14 protein-coding genes and 1 pseudogene are annotated in these 20,966 nt (G+C 71.9%); 7 read left to right on the forward strand and 8 right to left on the reverse strand.

All coding sequences use genetic code 11. From position 1 onward, the window contains the following. Positions 1-6: 6 nt before the first annotated feature. Together ACH4TG_RS24130 and ACH4TG_RS24135 are read right to left on the reverse strand one after the other, a co-directional pair. Positions 7-471 carry an NPCBM/NEW2 domain-containing protein gene (locus tag ACH4TG_RS24130; RefSeq protein WP_398244751.1) on the reverse strand — a complete coding sequence of 155 codons (465 nt, stop codon included), beginning with the start codon at positions 469-471 and terminating at the stop codon, positions 7-9. Continuing rightward, a pseudogene (locus tag ACH4TG_RS24135) lies at positions 463-2,175 on the reverse strand (NPCBM/NEW2 domain-containing protein); the annotation flags it as partial. The gene ACH4TG_RS24130 and the pseudogene ACH4TG_RS24135, both read right to left, overlap by 9 nt. 242 nt (positions 2,176-2,417) lie before the next feature. Between ACH4TG_RS24135 and ACH4TG_RS24140 the strand changes: the two are divergent. The 5 genes from ACH4TG_RS24140 (at position 2,418) to ACH4TG_RS24160 (ending at position 11,215) form a co-directional block, all read left to right on the forward strand. After that, positions 2,418-3,680: an FUSC family protein gene (locus tag ACH4TG_RS24140; protein WP_398244545.1), complete on the forward strand. Its 1,263-nt coding sequence runs from the start codon at positions 2,418-2,420 to the stop codon at positions 3,678-3,680. A gap of 313 nt (positions 3,681-3,993) precedes the next feature. After that, complete coding sequence (locus ACH4TG_RS24145) at positions 3,994-8,262, forward strand: discoidin domain-containing protein (RefSeq protein WP_398244546.1); 4,269 nt, start codon at positions 3,994-3,996, stop codon at positions 8,260-8,262. Positions 8,263-8,343: 81 nt separating this feature from the next. After that, entirely contained in the window at positions 8,344-8,856 is a 513-nt protein-coding gene (locus ACH4TG_RS24150; protein WP_398244547.1) for a DinB family protein, read from the forward strand. 118 nt (positions 8,857-8,974) lie between these two features. Then, the gene (locus ACH4TG_RS24155; protein WP_398244548.1) at positions 8,975-10,693 is read left to right on the forward strand and encodes an MFS transporter; all 1,719 of its coding nucleotides are present in this window, start codon (positions 8,975-8,977) and stop codon (positions 10,691-10,693) included. A 27-nt stretch (positions 10,694-10,720) separates the two neighbouring features. After that, positions 10,721-11,215, forward strand: a complete 495-nt coding sequence (locus tag ACH4TG_RS24160; protein ID WP_398244549.1) for a MarR family winged helix-turn-helix transcriptional regulator — start codon at positions 10,721-10,723, stop codon at positions 11,213-11,215. Positions 11,216-11,237: 22 nt separating this feature from the next. Here the strand turns inward: ACH4TG_RS24160 and ACH4TG_RS24165 are convergent, their stop codons facing one another. After that, positions 11,238-12,767, reverse strand: coding sequence for an MFS transporter (locus ACH4TG_RS24165; protein WP_398244550.1), 1,530 nt, complete (start codon positions 12,765-12,767; stop codon positions 11,238-11,240). 230 nt (positions 12,768-12,997) lie between these two features. Between ACH4TG_RS24165 and pgm the strand changes: the two genes are divergently transcribed. Further along, entirely contained in the window at positions 12,998-14,641 is a 1,644-nt protein-coding gene (gene pgm / locus ACH4TG_RS24170; protein ID WP_398244551.1) for a phosphoglucomutase (alpha-D-glucose-1,6-bisphosphate-dependent), read from the forward strand. A gap of 100 nt (positions 14,642-14,741) precedes the next feature. Here pgm and ACH4TG_RS24175 read toward each other — a convergent pair whose 3' ends face one another. The 5 genes from ACH4TG_RS24175 to ACH4TG_RS24195 all read right to left on the reverse strand — a co-directional run bounded on the left by ACH4TG_RS24175 (position 14,742) and on the right by ACH4TG_RS24195 (position 19,020). After that, the gene (locus ACH4TG_RS24175; RefSeq protein WP_398244552.1) at positions 14,742-16,508 is read right to left on the reverse strand and encodes an ABC transporter ATP-binding protein; all 1,767 of its coding nucleotides are present in this window, start codon (positions 16,506-16,508) and stop codon (positions 14,742-14,744) included. A 323-nt stretch (positions 16,509-16,831) separates the two neighbouring features. Continuing rightward, positions 16,832-17,545, reverse strand: a complete 714-nt coding sequence (locus ACH4TG_RS24180; protein ID WP_398244553.1) for a chaplin — start codon at positions 17,543-17,545, stop codon at positions 16,832-16,834. A 139-nt stretch (positions 17,546-17,684) separates the two neighbouring features. Then, positions 17,685-18,215 (reverse strand): hypothetical protein, encoded by a 531-nt coding sequence (locus ACH4TG_RS24185; RefSeq protein WP_398244554.1) that lies wholly within the window; start codon positions 18,213-18,215, stop codon positions 17,685-17,687. A gap of 47 nt (positions 18,216-18,262) precedes the next feature. Further along, positions 18,263-18,538, reverse strand: coding sequence for a DUF5133 domain-containing protein (locus tag ACH4TG_RS24190; RefSeq protein ID WP_398244555.1), 276 nt, complete (start codon positions 18,536-18,538; stop codon positions 18,263-18,265). A gap of 308 nt (positions 18,539-18,846) precedes the next feature. Next, complete coding sequence (locus ACH4TG_RS24195; RefSeq protein WP_398244556.1) at positions 18,847-19,020, reverse strand: hypothetical protein; 174 nt, start codon at positions 19,018-19,020, stop codon at positions 18,847-18,849. A gap of 429 nt (positions 19,021-19,449) precedes the next feature. Here ACH4TG_RS24195 and ACH4TG_RS24200 point away from each other — a divergent pair, with 429 nt between their 5' ends. Beyond that, positions 19,450-20,694, forward strand: a complete 1,245-nt coding sequence (locus ACH4TG_RS24200; RefSeq protein WP_398244752.1) for an MFS transporter — start codon at positions 19,450-19,452, stop codon at positions 20,692-20,694. The last annotated feature ends 272 nt before the right edge of the window (positions 20,695-20,966 follow it).

A 20,966-nucleotide genomic window follows, 5' to 3' on the forward strand; every position in this document is an offset into this window, starting at 1 on the left:
GCGGCGTCAGCCGCAGGTGAGGACCGGGCCGGCCCAGTCCGCGTGGTCGTAGGTGTTGCCGTCGCCCGCGTCGGTGACCACCAGCCGCAGCTCGGCCCCGCCGGCCAGGTTCGCCGTCAGACGCCGCGGACCGTCGTTCCCGGTCACCACGCCGCTGTCCGCCGCGAGCGTCCCGTCGCGGTAGATCTGGAAGTCCACCGAGCCGTTGGCGCCGACCTCGTCGTCGACCCCGACGTCGGTCGACAGCGAGGAGCAGCCGCCGCCGAGGTAGTACGTGATGTCGCTGGCTGCGTGCACGCCGAGGCCCTTGGCGTAGGTGGTGCCGCCGATGGTGAGGGTCTTCCCGTCGCTGGCGGCCTGCTCGCCGTTGCTGCGGTCGTGTTCGACCGGGCCCCAGGCGCTGACCGCCGACTCCCACGCGAGGTCGCTGAGCGCGTGGGTGCCCGCCGAGGGGCCGGAGCCGCAGGACAGCTTGGCCTCGGCCCAGTCCGCGTGGTCGTAGTTGATGCCGTCGCCGGCGTCGGTGACCACCAGCCGGAGCGCGCTGCCGCCGCCGAGGGCGGCCGTCAGGTGCAGCGCCGGGTCGTTGCCGGTCCTGGTGCCGCTGTCGGCGACCTTGGTGCCGTCGCGGTAGATCTGGAAGTCCACCGAGCCGTTGGCGCCGACCTCGTCGTCCACCCCGACGTCCACCGACAGCGAGGAGCACTGGCCGCCGAGGTAGTAGCCGATGTCGCTGGCGGCGTGCACGCCGAGGCCCTTGGCGTAGGTGGTGCCGCCGATGGTGAGGGTCTTCCCGTCACCCGCGGCCTGCTCGCCGTTGCTGCGGTCGCGTTCGACCGGGCCCCAGGCGCTGACCGCCGAGGTCCAGGGCAGGTTGCTCAGCTCGTTGACGCCGGTGGGCGGCGGCACCGGGCTGCCCGGCGTGACGCGGAACATCACGGTGCCGTGGGCGGGCACCGAGGCGCTGATGCCGCCGCTGGTCGATGAGGTCGCCTTGGACCACAGGTCCTTGAGCGCGTACGAGGCGGCGCCGCCGAGGCCGACCGCGTCCGCCGTGGTGCTGATCGTGGCCGTCGAGGCGTTCTCGTTCGTGAGGGTGACCGCCCGGCCGCCGTCGGCCAGCGGCTTGGACATCACCACCAGGCCGCCGGAGGAGGACACCACGCTGCCCTGGCGGCCCAGCGAGTCCTGGTCGACGGCGATCACGTCGGTGTTCTTCAGGATGGCCAGCGTCGCCGCGGTCGCCGACCTGAGGTCGGTGCCGATCAGCAGCGGCGAGGCCATCTCCGCCCAGAGGCTGAAGTGGGTGCGGTACTCGGTGTCGGTCATGCCGCCGTTGCCGACCTCCAGCATGTCCGGGTCGTTCCACGCCCCGGTGCCGGCGTAGGGGGCCAGCGGCTGGTTCTGGTGCGCGATGCCGATCATGCTGGACCAGCTGTCGCTGATGTCGCCGGTGGTGCGCCAGGAGTTGCCGATGCTCCCGGCCCACTCCCAGGGGTTGTTGACGCCCCACTCGCACAGCGAGTAGACGATCGGGCGCCCGGTGGCCTTCAGCGCGTTGCCCATGGCCGTGTAGCGGTTGACGTAGTCCTGGCGGGTGCCGTCGCTGTTGTTGTTGCAGTTGTCGTATTTCAGGTAGTCCACGCCCCAGTCGGCGAAGGTCTGGGCGTCGGTGGTCTCGTGGCCGAGGCTGCCCGGGTAGCCGGCGCACGTGGAGGTGCCGGCGTCCTCGTAGATGCCGAGCTTGAGGCCCTTGGAGTGGACGTAGTCGGCCGTGCCCTTGATGCCGTCGGGGAACTTGGCGGGGTCGGGGACCAGACGTCCCTGGCTGTCGCGGGAGTGCGTCATCCAGCAGTCGTCGATGTTGACATAGGTGTAGCCGGCGTCCTTCAGGCCCGAGCTGACGAAGGTGTCCGCGGTCTGCTCGATCAGCTGCTCGCTGACGTTGCAGCCGAAGGCGTTCCAGTCGTTGAAGCCCATCGGCGGGGTGGCGGCCAGCCCGTTGGCGACGGCGGCCGCCGGTGGCGCCGCGGCGATCTGCAGGGCGAGCGCGCCGGCTCCGGTGAGCCCGGTGGCGGCGAGCGCCAGGGAGGCGAGCGCGGCCAGCGGCCTGGTGAGGCGGCGCGGACGGGCTGCGCTGACGGTGTGTCCGATCCTGTCGCGTGGGTGCGGCATCTGCGGCTCCAGATTCGTGGTGGGGGGCGCACAACCAAACGAATTCGAACGAAAGCAACCACATGACAGCGTCGCCCTGGCGACCTGTCAAGGGTCCCCGTGAGGTGAAGGTGTGAACCCGCCAAGCCCCGCCGCGCCGCCGCAGGTCGCCGGGCCCGGCCGAACCTAGGCTGACCGCAGCGCCGAGCCGGGACGTGCGACGCCCGGGCCGTGAGATCGCCGAGAGCGGGAAAGGGCACGGGATGCCCGACGTACCAGAGCCCATGGTCAAGCTGGTCCGGTGGAGCACCGAACCGGCCGCCGTCCAGATCCTGCGGTCGACCGCCGCCGCCGTCATCTCCTATGCCGTCGCCCTGGGACTGACCCCGCAGCCGGCTCCGCTGACGGCGCCGCTGACCGCCCTGCTGGTGGTCCAGGTGACGCTGTACTCCACGCTCACCACCGGGATCCGCCGGGTCAACTCGGTGGTCAGCGGCGTCATCATCGCGATCGGCTTCAGCGCCCTGGTGGGCCTGACGTGGTGGAGTCTGGGCCTGATCATCTTCACCGCGCTGCTGGTCGGGCGGGTGGTCTACGTCGGGGACTTCCAGGTCGAGGTGGCGATCAGCGCGATGCTGGTGCTCGGTGTGACCCGGGTGGCGAACACCGCCTGGGACCGGGTGCTGGAGACGCTGATCGGCGCGGCCGTCGGGCTGCTGTTCAACCTGCTCTTCGCGCCTCCCGTGTGGGTGCAGACGGCCGGCAGCTCGATCGAGGCGCTGTCGCGCCGGATGGCCGCGCTGTTCCGCGACATGGCCGGCGAGGTCGGCGGCCACCTGCCGGTCGAGCGGGCCGCCGACCGGCTGCACGAGGCGCGCCGGGTCGACCACGACATCGCCGAGGTCGACGCCTCGCTGCGCCAGGCCGAGGACAGCCTGCGGTGGAACCCGCGGGTGCGGGAGGGACTCCTGTCCCGGATCGTGCTGCGCACGGGGCTGGACACCCTGGAGATCTGCGCCGTGGTGATGCGGGTGCTCTCCCGCACCCTGACGGATCTCGCCAAGCACCGCACCGAGGAGGAGCTGTTCCCGGCGGAGACCGCCCGGGCGCTGGAGGAGCTTCTCGGCCATGTCGCCAACGCGATCGAGAGCTTCGCGGTGCTGATCACCACGCAGGTCGCGGCCAGCGCCGACGCCGCGGAGGAGCGGCTGACGCAGGCGCTCGCGGACAGCGCCGTCAGCCGCGACCGCACCGCCGACCTGCTGCTGCACGGCGTGCAGCAGCACCCGCGGCAGTGGCAGTTGCACGGCGCCCTGCTGGCCGAGGTGGACCGGATCCTGGACGAACTGGCGGTGGAGAAGCGCTCGGAGCGGCTGGTGGAGGAGCTGGACCGCAGCTCGTCCGGGTTCGGCGAGCGGCACCCCCGGCTGCAGATGATCCGGCGCAGGCTCAGCGGCAGCACCGTGGTCCAGCGGACCGCGGCCCCGGTGCGCGCGGCCTTCCGCGGCCTCGACGACGAGGACTGAATCCGAACCGCCGCGCGCGGTGGCCGGATTCCGCCGGCCGGTCGCGGGGCGACCGGCGCCGTGGCCTGGCCGGGCGCCGGCTGCTGTGCGGCGCATGTGAATCCGTGCCGTCACAGGCATAGACGCCGCCGTAGCCCGTCTGTAACACTGCGCCAACACGCGCGCAAATTCTGAGCAGATCGACGACGGATCTGCATGGAAGAGGCGCAACTTACCCAGTTGAATGCGCACGTTTCGGATTGTCGAGTGAAGCGCCACCAGAGATCGCCTCAGATCACCTGGTCCTCCTGACCCCACGACATCGAGGGACGCTATGAGATCGAAGCGCTCCATCCCGCGCCTGATAGCGGGGGTGATCGCGACCAGCCTGCTGTTCCTCGGCGGGCAGGTCCTCCCCGCGTCCGCCGCGGGAGGCCCGAAAGCGGACACCGACCGAGCGGCGTCGGCCAGCTCCGCCGACTCAGGGCACTCCGCCTCCCGGCTCGACGACGGCGACCAGAACTCCTACTGGCAGAGCAAGAGCGGCGCGCTGCCGCAGTGGGCCCAGATCGACCTGGGCGAGACCACCCGCATCGACCAGGTCAACCTCAAGGTGCCGGCCTCCTGGACGTCCCGCACCGAGACCCTCGCGCTGCAGACCAGCGCCGACGGCAAGGGCTTCGACACCCTGGTCCCCTCGAAGGCGTACACCTTCAAGCCCTCCGCCAAGAACACCGTGACCGTCTCCTTCCCGGCCACCCTCGCCCGCTACGTCCGGGCCCAGGTCACCGGGAACTCCGCCGCGTCGACCGCGCAGCTGTCCGAGCTGACCGTGCACGCGGCCGCCGCCTCGACCGTCAACCTGGCCGCCGGCAAGCCGACCGCCGAGTCCGGCCACGCCGACGTGTACCCGTCCGGCAACGCGGTCGACGGGAACGCCGGCACGTACTGGGAGAGCACCGACAACGCGTTCCCGCAGTGGCTGCGGGTCGACCTGGGCAGCGCCGTCGCGGTCAACCAGGTGGTGCTGAAGCTCCCGCCGTCCTCTTCGTGGGCGACCCGCACCCAGACCCTGGCGGTCCAGGGCAGCACCGACGGGTCGACGTTCAGCGACCTCGTCGCGTCGGCCGGGTACACCTTCAACCCGGACACCGGCAACACCGTCACCATCAACTTCAACCAGGCGACGACCCGGTACGTCCGGCTGTACTTCACGGCCAACACCGGCTGGCCGGCCGGCCAGATCTCCGAGTTCGAGGTGTACGGGCCCACCACCGGCGACACCCAGGCGCCCACCGCGCCGGCCAACCTGGCGTACACGCAGCCGGCTTCGGGCCAGGTCAAGCTGACCTGGTCCGCCGCCACCGACAACGTCGGCGTCACCGGGTACGACGTCTACGCCAACGGCACCCTGCGCACCTCGGTCGCCGGCAACGTGCTGACGTACACCGACAGCCAGCCCGACACCGCGACCGTGACGTACTACGTCAAGGCCAAGGACGCGGCCGGCAACCAGTCTCCGGCGAGCAACAGCGTGACCCGCACCGGGACGTCGGGCGACACCCAGGCGCCCACCGCACCGGCCAACCTGGCGTACACGCAGCCCGGTTCGGGCCAGGTCAAGCTGACCTGGTCGGCCGCGAGCGACAACGTCGGCGTCACCGGCTACGAGGTGTTCGCCAACGGCACCCAGGTCGGCACCACCGCCGGCAACGTGCTCACCTACACCGACAACCAGCCCGACAGCGCGACGGTGTCCTACTTCGTCCGGGCCAAGGACGCGGCCGGCAACGAGTCGGCCAACAGCAACACCGTGACCCGCACCGGCAGCACGCCCACCGGCACCAACCTGGCGCTGGGCAAGCCGATCACGGCCACCTCCACCGTGCAGAACTTCGTCGCCGCCAACGCCGACGACGGCGACGTGACCACGTACTGGGAGGGCACCGGCACCAGCTCGCTCACCGTCCAGCTGGGCTCCAACGTCGACACCAGCTCCGTGGTCGTCAAGCTCAACCCGGACGCGGCCTGGGGCGCGCGCACCCAGACCATCGAGGTCCAGGGGCGCGAGCAGAGCGCGTCCGGCTTCACCCAGCTGGTGGCGCCCAAGAGCTACTCCTTCGACCCGGCCACCGGCAACTCGGTGACCATCCCGGTCACCGCGCGGGTCGCCGACGTGCGACTGGTGTTCTCCGCCAACTCCGGTGCCGGCGGCGGCCAGGCCGCCGAGCTGCAGGTGATCGGCGTGCCGGGGCCCAACCCCGACCTGACCGTCAGTAGCCTGACCACCACCCCCGCGGCCCCCGTGGAGACCGACCCGATCACCGTCAACGCCACCGTGAAGAACATCGGCACCAGCGCCTCCGGCGCGACCGACGTCAACTTCTACCTGGGCACCACCAAGGTCGGCACCGCCAGTGTCGGCGCCCTGGCGGCAGGCGCGAGCACCACGGTCTCGGCGAGCATCGGCGCCAAGGACGCGGCCACCTACCAGCTCACCGCCAAGGTCGACGAGTCCAACGCGGTGATCGAGCAGAACGAGAGCAACAACAGCACCACCACCTCGCTGGTGGTCAAGCCGGTCGACACCTCCGACCTGGTCGCCTCCCCGGTCGCCTGGTCGCCCGGCAACCCGTCCGCCGGGCAGAACGTCACCTTCACGGTCGCGCTGAAGAACCAGGGCACGGTCGCCTCGGCCGCCGGCGCGCACGGCATCACCCTGTCCGTCCTGGACGCCACCTCCGGCAGCGTCGTCAAGACGTTCACCGGCTCCTACAGCGGCACCATCGCGCCGGGGGCCACCACCGCCCCGGTCACCCTGGGCAGTTGGACCGCGGCCAACGGCAAGTACACCGTCAAGACGGTGATCGCGGTGGACGGCAACGAGGTGGCCACCAAGCAGGCCAACAACACCACCAGCCAGCCGTTCTTCGTGGGCCGCGGCGCCAACATGCCGTACGACACCTACGAGGCCGAGGACGGCGCGCTCGGCGGCGGGGCCACCGTGCTCGGGCCGAACCGCACCATCGGCGACCCCGCCGGTGAGGCGTCCGGCCGCAAGGCGGTGCACCTGGCCGCCAACGGCGACAAGGTCTCCTTCACCACCCGGTCCAGCACCAACACCCTGGTCGTGCGGTTCAACATCCCGGACGGCCCGGACACCACGCTGGACGTCTACGTCGACGGCACCTTCCTCAAGGCGGTCCCGCTCACGGCCCGTTACGCGTGGCTGTACGGAGCCGAGGCCAGCCCGAGCAACTCGCCCGGATCCGGCGCCCCGCGGCACATCTACGACGAGGCGAACCTGATGCTGGGCACGACCGTCGCGGCCGGCCACACCATCACCCTGCAGAAGGACTCCGCCAACTCGGCCGCCTACTACAACATCGACTACATCAACCTGGAGCAGGTCACCGCGGTCCCGAACCCGGACCCGACGAAGTACGTGGTGCCGGCCGGCTTCACCCAGCAGGACGTGCAGAACGCCCTGGACGCCGCGCGCCAGGACACCACCAAGCTCGGCGTCTACCTGCCCGCGGGCGACTACCAGACGTCGAACAAGTTCACCGTCTACCTCCGCCCGATCAAGGTGATCGGAGCAGGCCCGTGGTTCACCCGGTTCGTCACCCCGCAGGGCCAGGAGAACACCGACGGCGGGTTCAGCGTCCAGTCCACCGCCAACGGCTCGACGTTCAGCGGGTTCGGCTTCTTCGGGAACTACACCAGCCGGATCGACGGTCCCGGCAAGGTCTTCGACCTCAACGGGGTCGCGAACCTGACGGTCGACAACCTGTGGATCGAGCACACCATCTGCGCGGTGTGGGCGACCAACGTCGACAACTCCACCTTCACCAACATGCGGATCCGCGACACCTTCGCGGACGGCATCAACCTCACCAACGGCAGCACCGGCAACCTGATCAGCAACGACGAGGCCAGGAGCACCGGCGACGACAGCTTCGCGCTGTTCCCGGCCATCGACAACCACAACGAGCAGGAGACCGGCAACACCTTCCAGAACCTGACCGTGCAGACCACCTGGCGCGCCGCCGGGCTCGCGGTCTACGGCGGTGGCGGCAACTCGTTCAGCAACCTGTACATCGCCGACACCCTCACCTACCCGGGCATCACCATCGGCTCGCTGCAGTTCGGCGGCATCCCGGCGCTCGGGTTCGAGTCCTCGCCCCAGACGACCTTCGACAACATCTCGCTGGTCAGGGACGGCGGCCACTTCTGGGGGGCGCAGACCTTCCCGGCGCTGTGGATCTTCTCCGCCGAGTTCACGCTCCAGGGCCTGCGGATCAGCAACGTCGACATCACCGGCCCGACCTACTCCGGGATCATGTTCCAGACCAAGTGGAACGGCTCCACCTCGCTCAACCCGATCCAGGACACGGTCTTCACCAACATCAGCGTCAGCGGCGCCCACAAGAGCGGCGACGACTACGACGCCAAGTCCGGATTCGGTCTGTGGGCCAACCCGCAGCCGGAGTCCGGCCAGGGACCGGCGGTCGGTTCCGTGACCTTCAACGGACTGCAGGAGAGTGACAACGCGGTCGACATCCAGAACACCACGTCGACCTTCACCATCACCGTGAAGTAGGCATGATCGGCCCGCCGCGCGGGCGGGTATCGGTGTGGGTGGTCCGTCGACCACCCACACCGAGTCATGTCTGGAGCCCTGATGAACACCGCGGAACTGCTCGCCGACGCCTTCGACCGGATCCGGCAGGACGTGCACGGCGCCGTCGACTCGCTGACCACCGCCGAACTGGCCGAGCAGATCGAGCCGGGCGCGAACACCGTCGCCTGGCTGGTCTGGCACCTCACCCGGGTGCAGGACGACCATGTGGCGGACGTCGCCGGCCGCGAGCAGGTGTGGACCGCCGGCGGCTGGCACGAGCGCCTCGGGCTGCCGTTCCGGCCCCCGGCCACCGGCTACGGCCACCGCCCCCGCCAGGTCGCGCAGGTCACCGTGGACGACCCAGGCCTGCTCACCGGCTACTACGACGCGGTGCACGCGGCCACCCTGGAGTACGTGCGCGGGCTGCGGGACGCCGACCTGGACCGGATCGTCGACGACCGCTGGGACCCGCCGGTGACCCTCGGCGTCCGGCTGGTCAGCGTGGTCAACGACGACACCCAGCACGCCGGGCAGGCCGCCTTCGTCCGCGGGGTCCTGCTGCGCCGCCGCTGAACGCGCCCCTCGCACGCCTGTGCGCCACCGTGCCCGCCTGCCGCCGGAATGCGGCCGGTGATAGAGTTACTTAGCCTAAGTTAAGTAATGACCGCCTCGGGTGGGGAGCACCGGCCACATGGCTACTGAAGAAGACGCGGCGACACGAATACAGCGGAAGACACCGCGTTTCTCCACAGACCACCCCGCCTACAAGTGGGTGGCGCTGTCCAACACCACGCTCGGCATGCTGATCGCCACGATCAACTCCTCGATCGTGCTGATCTCGCTGCCGGCGATCTTCAACGGCATCGGACTCGACCCCCTCCAGCCCGGCAACGTCAGCTACCTGCTCTGGATGCTGATGGGGTACATGCTGGTCACCGCGGTGCTCGTGGTGACCCTCGGCCGCCTCGGCGACATCCTCGGCCGGGTCAAGATCTACAACCTCGGCTTCCTGATCTTCACGGTCACCTCGGTGATCCTGTCCGTCGACCCGATGCACGGCGGCGGCGGCGCGCTCTGGCTGATCGGCTGGCGCGTCGCCCAGGCCGTCGGCGGGTCGATGCTGATGGCCAACTCCGCCGCGATCATCACCGACGCCTTCCCGGCCCGGCAGCGCGGCATGGCGCTCGGCGTCAACATGGTCGCCGGCATCGCCGGCTCCTTCATCGGCCTGGTCCTCGGCGGCCTGCTCGCCGAGTGGAACTGGCGCTCCATCTTCTGGGTGAACGTGCCCATCGGCCTGATCGGCACCGTCTGGGCGTACCGGTCCCTGCACGACACCGGCGTGCGCCGCCCGGCCAAGATGGACTGGTGGGGCAACATCACTTTCGCCGTCGGCCTGACCGCCCTGCTGGCCGGCATCACCTACGGCATCCAGCCCTACGGCGGCCACACCATGGGATGGACCAACCCCTGGGTGCTCGCCGGACTCATCGGCGGCGTCGCCATGCTCGTCACCTTCTGCCTGATCGAGGCGCGGGTCGCCGAACCCATGTTCCCGCTCAAGCTGTTCCGCAACGCCGCGTTCGCCGGCGGCAACGCCGCCACCCTGCTCGGCTCGATCGCCCGCGGCGGCCTGCAGTTCATGCTGATCATCTGGCTGCAGGGCATCTGGCTGCCGCTGCACGGCTACAACTACGCCGACACCCCGCTGTGGGCCGGCATCTACCTGCTGCCGCTGACCGTCGGCTTCCTCGCCGCCGGCCCGATCGCCGGCGCCCTGTCCGACCGCTACGGCGCCCGGCTGTTCGCGGCCGCCGGCTTCGTGGTGATGGCCGGGTCCTTCGCCGGACTGCTGCTGATCCCGACGAACTTCAGCTACTGGGTGTTCGCCCTGGTGGTCTTCCTCAACGGGCTCGGCGGCGGCCTGTTCGCCGCGCCCAACACCTCGATCATCATGGCGAGCGTGCCGGCGGAGTCCCGCGGCGCCGCGTCGGGCATGCGCGCCACCTTCCAGAACGCCGGCATGGTGCTGTCCATCGGCGTGTTCTTCTCGCTGATGGTGGCCGGCCTCGCCGGCTCGCTGCCCGGCACCCTCAGCTCCGGCCTCACCGCCCAGGGCGTGCCGGCCGCCAACGCCCACCAGATCGCGCAACTGCCGCCGGTCGGCACGCTCTTCGCGGCCTTCCTCGGCTACAACCCGATCCAGCAACTGCTCGGCCCGGACCTGCTGGGCCAGCTGCCGGCCGCCAACGCGCACCGGCTCATCGGGCGGGAGTTCTTCCCGCACCTGATCTCCGGGCCCTTCCACGACGGACTGGTCGTGGTGTTCACCCTCGCGATCGTGATGTCCTTGGTCGCGGCCGCGGCCTCGCTGATCCGCAGCCGCACGTCCCGTACCGTGCGGGACTGACACCGACGGACGAGGAGGCGCCCCGCCATGAACCACTCCGACGGGCGCGGGGCGCCCACCGAGCAGCCCGCGCCACCGTCCTTCGCGGCGGTGGGCCGGCTGCGGCTCGTCGTGGCGCGGCTCTACCGCCAGATGGCCCAGGCGTCCGGCGACGACCTCAACCTCACCTACGCCCAGCTCTCGGCGCTCGCCCGGGTGCAGGAGTTCGGGCCGCTGCGGCTGGGCGAACTGGCCGCGCGCGAGCAGGTCGCGGCGCCGACGCTGACCCGCACGCTGCGGCCGCTGGCCGCGGCCGGCCTGCTCACCAAGGAGGCCGACCCGTCCGACGGCCGGTCGCTGCTGGTCAGCGTCACCTCCGACGGCGCCGAGCTGCTGAGCCGGATCCGCCGCGAGCGCTCCGAGCTGCTGGCCCGCCGGATGGCCGGGCTCACCGCCGAGCAGACCGAGGCGCTGATGGCCGCGCTGCCGGTGCTGGAACTGCTGCTCACCGAGCCGCAACCGCCGGCGCACCACCGGGACTGAACCACCGCGCAGGGCCCGGCAGTCAGCTCGCGGCCGTCTCGCGGCCCGGGCCCGGCTCCAGCGGCGGAGCCGGGAACCCGCAGTTGGTGAGGCACTCCGGCCGGGCGTTCCGCGGCTGGTCCTCCTCCTGCTGCAGCGCCCCGGTCGGCACCAGCAGGTAGGCCGTCAACCCGGCCAGGACGCACAGGACCGCGCAGATCACCATGGACTTGCCGAACGCCGCGTTCAGCTGGTGCGCGTTCTGGTACGCGGTCCCGGACAGGCCCACCGCCAGCGGCAGCGCGGCCACGATCAGCAGTTGCGCGACCCGGGCCGCCGCGTTGTTCACGCCGCTGGCGACCCCCGCGTGGTCCACGTCCACCGACGCCAGCACGGTCGCGGTCAGCGGCGCCACGAACAGGCTCATCCCCAGGCCCTGCACCACCACCGCGGGCAGCACGTCGAGCAGGTACGAGGACGAGCCGGGGGAGATCCGGGTGAGGAGCAGGATGCCGCCCCCGGCGACGAGCGGCCCCACGGTCAGCGGCAGCCGCGGTCCGATCTTCTGCGCCAGCGCGCCCGCCGGCGCCGACAGCAGCAGCATCAGCACCGTCACCGGCAGCGTCGCCAGACCCGCGCGCACCGCGCTGTACCCGGCGGCCACCTGCAGCTGGGTCGGCAGCAGGAAGAAGACCCCGCCGATCGCCGCGTACAGGCACAGCGTCACGATGTTCATCGACGTGAACAGCCGGGAGGAGAACACCGACAGCGGCAGCATCGGGTTGGGCCGGCGCCTCTCGGTACGCACGAACGCGACACCGCAGACCAGCCCGACCGCCGCCGCCACCACCACGGACGGCCATGCGGCATGCCCGGAGGCGGCGATCAGCGCGTAGGTGACCCCCGCCAGCGACAGCGCGGCCAGCGCGGCACCGGGCACGTCGAACCGGCCCGAGGCGGTCCGGTCCCGGCTCTCCGGCACGTGGCGCAGCGCGATGGCGACGACCACCGCGGCGACCGGCAGGTTGACGTAGAAGATCCACCGCCAGCCCGGCCCGTCGACCAGGTACCCGCCGAGGAACGGCCCGACCGCGCCCGCCACACCTCCCAGGCCCGACCACGCGCCGACCGCCTTCGCCCGGTCCTCCTGGCGGAACGTCGACTGCACCAGCGCCAGCGAGCCGGGGGTGAGCAGGGCGCCGCCGACGCCCTGCAGCGCGCGGGCGGCGATCAGCAGGCCCGGGTCCCGCGCCGCGCCGCACGCCGCGGACGCCAGCGCGAACCACACCACGCCGATCACGAACACCCGGCGCCGCCCGTACCGGTCGCCGAGGCTGCCGCCCAGCAGGATCAGGCCCGCCAGGGTGAGGAGGTAGCCGTTCACCGTCCACTGCAACTCGGCCAGCGACGCGCCGAGGTCCTTGCCGAGTCGCGGCAGCGCGATGTTGACGGCGGTGCCGTCCAGCAGCGCCATCCCGGAGCCCAGGACCGAGCAGGCGAGCACCCACCGGCCCGTCGCGGACGCGAGCGGCACACCCTGCGGCTCGGGCGGTCCGGGGGCAGTGGTGGTCATCGCAAGGCCTCCCCTGAGGGCGGTGCGCCGTGCCGCGCACCGGCGAAGCGCCCTCACCCTATCGCCGCCGGGCCGCCGCCACCCCCGGCGGCCGCGCCGCCGGGCGGCTCCGTTCCGCTTCGCGTCACCCGCGCGCCCGTTGACGGCCCGCCGCCCGCGGCACGCACGCTGCGGGCAGGGAGAATGGCCCCAGCGACACAGCAGCCCCAGCACCAGCGAAGGAGACGCGGATGCCGCACGAGCGTGCCGGAACACCGGCCGGGCCCGAGGACCTGGTGGACGTACCCCGCCTGGTGACCGCCTACTACGCTCTGCACCCCGATCCCGGCGACCCCGCCCAGGCGGTCGCCTTCGGCACCTCAGGACACCGCGGCTCCTCGCTGGCCACGGCGTTCAACGAGGACCACATCGCCGCCACCAGCCAGGCCATCTGCGAGTACCGGGCCCGGCGGGGGACGACCGGCCCGCTGTTCCTCGGCGTGGACACCCACGCCCTGTCCGAGCCCGCACGGGTCACCGCGCTCGAGGTGTTCGCCGCCAACGGCGTGACGGTGCTGATCGACGAGCACGACGGGTTCACCCCGACGCCCGCGGTCTCGCACGCGATCCTGACCCACAACCGCGGGCGCACCGAGCGCCTCGCGGACGGCGTGGTCGTCACTCCCTCGCACAACCCGCCCACCGACGGCGGCTTCAAGTACAACCCGCCGACCGGCGGCCCGGCCGGCTCCGACGCCACCGGCTGGATCCAGGACCGCGCCAACGTCCTCATCGCCGAGGGCCTGAAGGGCGTACGCCGGATCCCCTACCAGCGGGCGCTGGCCGCCGACACCACCGGGCGGTACGACTTCCTCGGGACCTACGTCGGCGACCTGCCGTCGGTGCTCGACCTGGACGCGGTGCGGCGCGCCGGGGTGTCCATCGGCGCCGACCCGCTCGGCGGCGCCTCGGTCGACTACTGGGGCCGCATCGGCGAGACCCACGGCCTCGACCTCACCGTGGTGAACCCGCACACCGACCCCACCTGGCGGTTCATGACCCTGGACTGGGACGGCAAGATCCGGATGGACTGCTCGTCGCCGTACGCGATGGCGTCGCTGATCGCCCGCAAGGACGAGTACCGCATCGCCACCGGCAACGACGCCGACGCCGACCGGCACGGCATCGTCACCCCCGACGGCGGCCTGATGAACCCCAACCACTACCTGGCGGTGGCCATTTCCTACCTCGCGCGGCACCGCCCGCAGTGGGGGCCGGAGTTGGCCGTCGGCAAGACCCTGGTGTCCTCGTCGATGATCGACAAGGTGGTCGCCGGACTCGGCCGCCCGCTCACCGAAGTGCCGGTCGGCTTCAAGTGGTTCGTCGACGGGCTGCTCGGCGGCACGCTCGCCTTCGGCGGCGAGGAGTCCGCGGGCGCCTCCTTCCTGCGGCGCGACGGCAGCGTGTGGACCACCGACAAGGACGGCATCCTGCTGGCGCTGCTGGCCGCCGAGATCACCGCGGTCACCGGCCGCACCCCGTCGGAGCACTACGCCGACCTGACCGCCGAGTTCGGCGCGCCCGCCTACGCCCGCATCGACGCGCCGGCCGACCGCGAGCAGAAGGCCGTGCTCGCCAAGCTGTCCCCGGACCAGGTGCCGGCCCGCGAGCTGGCCGGGGAGCAGGTCACCGCGATCCTCACCGAGGCGCCCGGCAACGGCGCGCCGATCGGCGGGATCAAGGTGTGCACCGACAACTCCTGGTTCGCCGCGCGGCCTTCGGGCACCGAGGACGTCTACAAGGTCTACGCCGAGTCCTTCCTCGGCGCCGACCACCTCACCCGGGTCCAGGAGGAGGCCAAGGCGATCGTGGCCGGCGCCCTCGGCGGCAGCTGACCGCGTCGCGCGGCCGGGACCCCGGCCGGGCGCCGGGGGAGACCGCGGGACCCGCCGCACCCGGCGCCGCTGAGGCGCGGGGGGCGGCGGGCCGGCGGCCTCAGGCCAGTTGCGCGGACTGCAGGCCCGCGTACGCCCCGCCGCGGCACAGCAGTTCGGCGTGCGAGCCCACCTCCATGATCCGGCCCTCGTCCATGACCACGATCCGGTCGGCGTTCCTGATCGTGGACAGCCGGTGCGCGACGACGAACACCGTGCGCCCGCGCACCAGCCGGGCCAGCGCCTGCTGCACCAGCGCCTCGGAGCGGGAGTCCAGCGCGGACGTGGCCTCGTCGAGCACCAGCACCCGCGGATCGCGGATCAGCGCGCGGGCGATCGCCAGGCGCTGCTTCTGCCCGCCCGACAGCCGCGCGCCGCGCTCACCGACCACCGTGTCCAGTCCCTGCGGCATCCGGTCGATGAACTCCAGCGCGTTGGCGTCCCGCAGGGCCGCCCGCACGGTCTCCTCGGGCACGTCGTTCATGCCGTAGGTGACGTTCTCCCGCACGCTGCCCTCGAACAGGATCGACTCCTGCGGCACCACCGACAGCCAGGTGCGGTAGTCGCGCAGGTCCAGCGTCTCCATGTCGACGCCGTCCAGGAGAATCCGGCCGCTGGTCGGCCGCAGGAAGCCGATCACCAGGTTGAGCACCGTGGACTTGCCGGCGCCCGAACCGCCGACCAGCGCGATCGTCTCGCCGGGCCGCACGTCCAGGTCGAAGCCGTCCACCGACGGGTGGTTGCTCTCGGGGTAGACGTGGCCGACCCCGCGGAACTCGAAGCGGCCCACCACGCCGGCCACCGGCGCCTTGCCGTCGTTCTGCTCCAGGTCCGGCGCCTGGAGCACCTCGCCGATGGAGCGCACCGACTCCAGGCCCTTGCCGATCTGCGGGGTGAGGGTCAGCAGCGTGGTGACCGAGGCGGTGAGGCTGGAGAAGTACGCGCTGAGCATCACCACCGTCCCCGGTGTGACGCTCAGCCAGCCGTAGTAGGCCACCATCGCCGAACCCGCCAGGCAGGCCACGCCGATCGCGTTGAGCAGCACCCAGGCCAGCGAACCGAACCAGCCGTTGAGCCGGTCCAGCCGCAGGCCGGCGTGCAGGACCTCGCCCAGGGTGCGGTCCACCCGCAACAGGGCGGTGTTCTCCAGGCCGTGGGCCCGGGTGATGGGGATCAGGGTCGTCATCTCGCTGACCCGGGAGGACAGTTGCTCGATCTGCTGGCGGAAGTCCTCGTTGCGGCTGCGCAGCCGGCGCCGCAACTTGACCACGAGCAGGGCGGACGCCGGCACCACGACCAGGTACACCGGCAGGAACGCGGTCGCCTGCAGGCCGATGACGACCAGCCCGCCGGAGAGCGTGGCGACGGCGCCGAGTCCGTTGTCCGCGGTCTGCTGGGCCGCGGTCTCGATGGTCTCGACATCCCGGATCACCTTGGCCTGCAGCACCCCGGCGCTGACCCGGGAGTGGTAGCCGAGGGACAGCTGCTGCATCCGGTGGCACAGGGCGCTGCGCAGCCGGGTGCCGGTCCGGCGGATCGAGCCCTGCATGCACCGCACGTACGCCAGGTGCAGCGGCAGGTTGAGGGACAGGATGACCAGCAGCACCGCCGCGTTCCACCACAGCACCGATATCGGCTTGTGCTGGACGACGACGTCGACGACGTTCGCGGTGATCAGCGGCAGCAGCCACACGGGGGTGTGCTTGCCGAAGAAGGCCAGGACGGCCAGGCCGACCCGGCCCCGGTCGGGATGGAAGAGGTAGAGGAGGGTTCGTACAGGGTGCTCGCCACGGTAGCGGTGGCTGAGCGTGCCTTGCGGCAACGCCATTGCGGGGCTCCTCGAATCGCGTCTTGGCGTAGAGCGGTGGAGAGCGCACCGCGGCCCCCTCGGCGCTGAGTCGAGCCGCTGCCCATGCGCCCGCATGAATCCTAGGGGCGACGGCGGCGCCGATGACACTTCGTTTCCGGGCGGTCGGGGGACCGGCACCTGCGTCGGGATGCGGACCCTGCACGTCACCTGGCGCGCTGGACGGTGGAGCGCGGCCTGGCCCGCGCGTCCGGCGCGATCCGGTGGGCCCCGGGTCAACGGCCGCCGCCGGACAGGCGAGAGGGGCCGGGCGCTCCGCGGCACCCGGCCCCTCCATGGCGATGTCAGCCGCGAACGGGCCGGAACCTCCGGTACAGCGACGCGCCAGCGATCAGCGTGCTGACGCTGCCCGCACCGGCCCAGCCCAGACCGTCCGCGCCGGTGTGCGCCAGCGTCGGGGCCGACTGCGCGACCGACGCGGGCGGCGCCGGGATCGGCAGGTGCGCCGGCGGGGCGTTGTGCTGCGGCGGCGTCGACTCGCTGGTGACGCCCGTGTTGCCGGACGCGGGGTTGCCCACGCCCACCACGTTCACCGAGTTGCCCACGACGTTGACCGGCACGTCGATCGGGAGTTGCAGCGTGTTGCCCGACAGCAGGCCGGGGGAGCGCTGCGCGGCTGCGGAGGCGTGCGCGCCGCCACCCGACCGGGTCCCGGACTCATCGGCCGCCGCGCCCGCGTGCCGCCCCTTGCGGGGGGCGTCCGCCTGCTGGTCCTGGTGGGCCTGGTCCGGCGAGCCGGGCGGGCACGCGGCGGTGTCCGACGTGTTCGCGCACGCGTTGCCCGACGCGGGGTTGAGCAGGCCGATCACGTCGATCGTGTTGCCGCACACGTTGACCGGGATGTCCACCGGCACCTGCACCGAGTTGCCCGACAGGACTCCCGGCGAGCCCGCCGTGCCGCCATCGGCCGCCGCGTCCGCCTGGGCGTAGCCTGCCGAGGCCAGTACGCCACCGGCGACCATCGCGGTGACGAGCCCCTTTCGGGCGAGCCTGTCCATACGCTTCCTGCCTTCCGGAAAACCTCAACGGACCGGACGTCCGCACCGGGGACAACGCGGCACAGGGCCATTCGGGTCATGCCGCCCGGGCATTTCATCCCAACGGGTGACTCTCCGTCGACTGCCGGCCACACGCCCCTCAGGCAGGGGCGACCCCGTACCCGGCGAGCCACTCCAGCAGGTCCGCGCGGGTCGCGGTGGCCAGCCGCCCGCCGGTGAACAGCGGGTCACCGGTCACCTCGGCGACGGCGAAGGACGGGACCGCGAACGCCCGTGCGGCCGCGTCGGAGTCGAACTCCGCCTCGGCGAGCACGAGTCCGCGCAGCGGCGCCTCGAACACGTCGACGCCCAGCGGCGGCATGCTGTACCGGGTCTTGGCGAGCACCGCGGCCGGAAGGCCGGCGAACACCTGGTACTCGGCGGGCGACAGGTAGGCGGTGGTGATCAGTCCCTGCACCGCGCCCGGACGGTCCGCCGGGATCTTCTGGGTGAGCTTGAACTCCAGCTCGGCGCCCGGGCGTTCGACCCTGCGCAGCCGCATGCGGGTGCCGGTGAGATAGCGGTCGGTGATCCGCCGGGCCTCCGTGTAGGGCAACGTGGGCGGGGCGGCGAGCAGGAAGCGCCGCTCCCGCTCCACCCGCGCGTACTTGCCTGCTGCAGGTTCCTCCATGCCGCCCACGGTACGGGCCCGCGGGCGGCGGTGAGGGGGCCGGGGCGTCAGGCCGCCGACTCGCCCAGCTCCTCCGCGTCCGCGAAGGTGTGGCCCTCGATGTGCGCGCGGGCCGCCGCCAGGGCCGGGCCGATCTCCCGGGTGCCCGTCGACACGCACAACGTGTAGACGGTGTCGAGCAGTTGCTGCCGCACCTCCGGATCGACCCCGTCGACCACCTCGCCGCCCTGTGCCGTCTTCGATTGCCGGCGCCCGGTGAGTGCGCTGAGTGTCTCGTAGCGCTGCACCAGGGTTCGCAGTACGGTCGGGTGGGCCATCAACATGCTTGTACTCCTCGGTTCTCCGGCGAGTCCAGGCGCGTCTGCCCGCTTTCGGGACACCCATGCCCCGGAGAACGCGAACCATGGTGTGGTCTCCAACACACTGGCGGAGAAAGCCTCTTGACGGACGCTCTCGTTCGGCGGCGGTGACTGGCCGCTGACTGCGCGTCCGGGACCGGAACGGCGGCACTCCAGGGAGGCACGGCACACCATGGGGACACGGGCCGGGGGTGCAGGAGGCCCGCCCGGACGGAATCCGGACGGGCCCGCTCGCACCTGGTGGAGCCGCGCCCCGCGATGACCGGTCGGGGTCAGTCGATGCCGCGCAGGATGTGGGTCTCGTTCGGATCGTCCTCGTAGCCGGCGAGCCTGATCGGTGCGCACCGCGACCAGGCGTCCAGCGCGCGTTCCTCGTCCGCGAGCGAGGCGCCGTCACTGCCGCGCTCGCCCCACTTCTCCCGTGGCTTGACGTTCTCTCCTGACACCGGGCACTCCTTAGCGTCGCGTGGACCGGATACGCCGGACGCGGCCATGACACTCGCGTCGGCGCCCGGCATGAGGGGTCCTTCGGGCGGTACGGACGCGGTGGCGCCTTGGTGTTGCCCTGCCGCGAGGCGGGGCAGAACCGGAAGCGCGGCCGAGGTGGCGACTCGTTCCGGGACGGGCTTCGGGGCCAGGTACTTCCCCGGGGAGCCTGCTCGTCCCGCTCAGCGTATGCGGCCGCGCCCCTTGCCACCAGCCGGTTTTCCTCACATCCGGTCCGGCCGGAACCGACCCGGCACCGCCGTGCACAGGCGGGATTGCTACGGTTTCCCGTGCTCAACAGTGACAAGGTCCGCCGCGACCGGGTTCGGCCATCCGGGTCAGCGCCCGTGCCCCAGGCGGATGCGCAGCCCCGCTCCCGGCTCACCCGGATGCTCGCCGACATCACCCCGCTACGGGTGAACCCCGACTTCCGCCGGCTGTGGTTCGGCAACACGGTGTCCTACATAGGCCAGCAGATGACGGCGATGGCCGTGGCCCTGCAGGTCTACGCGATCACCGGCTCCAGCTTCTACGTCGGCCTGGTGGGCCTGTGCTCGCTCGTCCCGCTCATCGTCTTCGGCCTGTACGGCGGGGCGGTCGCCGACGTCGTGGACCGCCGCCGGCTCGGCCTGATCACCGCGTGCGGTGCGACCGTGCTGTCCGCGGCGCTGGCCGCGGTGGCCATCGCCGGCCTGCGCTCGGTCGGCGTGCTCTACGCGATCGTCGCCCTCCAGGCGGTCTGCTTCGCCATGAACTCCCCGGCCCGCTCCTCGATGATCCCGCGGCTGCTGCCCGCCGAGCAGCTACCGGCGGCCAACGCGCTGGCCTCGCTGGCCGGCGGGGTCGGGCAGATGGCCGGACCGATGCTCGGCGGCGTGTTCGTCGGCCTGTGGGGCTACCAGGCCGCGTACCTCATCGACGTCGCCGCGTTCACCGCGTCCCTGTACGCGATGTGGCGGCTGCCGGCGATGCTTCCGGGTGATCCGTCGCGGGAGGGGGAGGCGCCGGCGGCTGCCCGGCGCCGGCCCTCGGTCGTGGAGGGCCTGCGGTACCTCGCTTCCCGGCCGAACCTGCGCACCACGTTCGTCTCCGACCTGTGCGCGATGGTGCTGGCGCAGCCGCGGGTCCTGTTCCCGGCGATCGCCGGGCTCTGGTACGGCGGCGACACCCGCACGGTCGGCCTGCTCGCCGCGGCGCCCGCGGCGGGGGCCCTGCTCGGCAGCGTCTTCTCCGGCTGGCTCGGCCGGGTGCAGCGGCAGGGCATGGCCGTGCTGATCGCCGTCGCGTCCTGGGGTGCGGCCGTGGCCGTCTTCGGGCTCACGCGGAACCTCTGGCTCGGCCTGTTCTTCCTGGCGCTCGCCGGGTGCGCGGACACGGTCAGCATGGTGTTCCGCAACACGATGGTCCAGGCGGCCGCGCCGGACGACATGAGGGGACGGCTCCAGGGCGTCTTCCTCGTGGTCGTCGTCGGCGGGCCGCGCCTCGGGGACTTCCTGGCGGGGTCCGCAGCCGACGTCTTCACGCCTGCGGGGGCGGTGATCGGTGGGGGGCTGGCGTGCATCGTGGCGATCTCCCTGATCGCTCTCCTTCAGCGGTCCTTCCTCACGTATGACGCGAGGCGGCCGGTCGCCTGAGGCCTCGCCTCCCGCTGGGGTTCCCTCGCCTCCACCTACCCCTTCTCCCTCGCGCCGTTCCCCGCGCCCCTGCGGGGTTCGGGGTGCCCCGGGGGGGCTTTGCCGTCGTGTGGCGTCGTTGTGGCTTGTGGCGCAGTTCCTCGCGCCCCTGGCGGTGCACCTTCGGTGGGTGGGGTCGGGGCCGCCACGGGAGTATCTCCTCGGAACTGTGCGTGCGGGTTCTTTCGCGAAGTGGGCCGGGTGTGTGCACAGTTCCTGCGGGGACACTCCCG

Origin of the sequence: Streptomyces sp. NPDC020917 (assembly GCF_044333795.1) — a bacterium.
Classification (GTDB): domain Bacteria; phylum Actinomycetota; class Actinomycetes; order Streptomycetales; family Streptomycetaceae; genus Actinacidiphila.

Bases quoted from the DNA above. Each gene is read 5' to 3' on its own strand.
- ACH4TG_RS24150 (WP_398244547.1), top strand. From the start codon at position 8,344: ATGAACACCGCGGAACTGCTCGCCGACGCCTTCGACCGGATCCGGCAG.
- ACH4TG_RS24165 (WP_398244550.1), bottom strand. From the start codon at position 12,767: ATGACCACCACTGCCCCCGGACCGCCCGAGCCGCAGGGTGTGCCGCTC.
- ACH4TG_RS24180 (WP_398244553.1), bottom strand. From the start codon at position 17,545: ATGGACAGGCTCGCCCGAAAGGGGCTCGTCACCGCGATGGTCGCCGGT.
- ACH4TG_RS24175 (WP_398244552.1), bottom strand. From the start codon at position 16,508: ATGGCGTTGCCGCAAGGCACGCTCAGCCACCGCTACCGTGGCGAGCAC.
- ACH4TG_RS24185 (WP_398244554.1), bottom strand. From the start codon at position 18,215: ATGGAGGAACCTGCAGCAGGCAAGTACGCGCGGGTGGAGCGGGAGCGG.
- pgm (WP_398244551.1), top strand. From the start codon at position 12,998: ATGCCGCACGAGCGTGCCGGAACACCGGCCGGGCCCGAGGACCTGGTG.
- ACH4TG_RS24200 (WP_398244752.1), top strand. From the start codon at position 19,450: ATGCTCGCCGACATCACCCCGCTACGGGTGAACCCCGACTTCCGCCGG.
- ACH4TG_RS24190 (WP_398244555.1), bottom strand. From the start codon at position 18,538: ATGTTGATGGCCCACCCGACCGTACTGCGAACCCTGGTGCAGCGCTAC.
- ACH4TG_RS24155 (WP_398244548.1), top strand. From the start codon at position 8,975: ATGGCTACTGAAGAAGACGCGGCGACACGAATACAGCGGAAGACACCG.
- ACH4TG_RS24145 (WP_398244546.1), top strand. From the start codon at position 3,994: ATGAGATCGAAGCGCTCCATCCCGCGCCTGATAGCGGGGGTGATCGCG.
- ACH4TG_RS24160 (WP_398244549.1), top strand. From the start codon at position 10,721: ATGAACCACTCCGACGGGCGCGGGGCGCCCACCGAGCAGCCCGCGCCA.
- ACH4TG_RS24140 (WP_398244545.1), top strand. From the start codon at position 2,418: ATGCCCGACGTACCAGAGCCCATGGTCAAGCTGGTCCGGTGGAGCACC.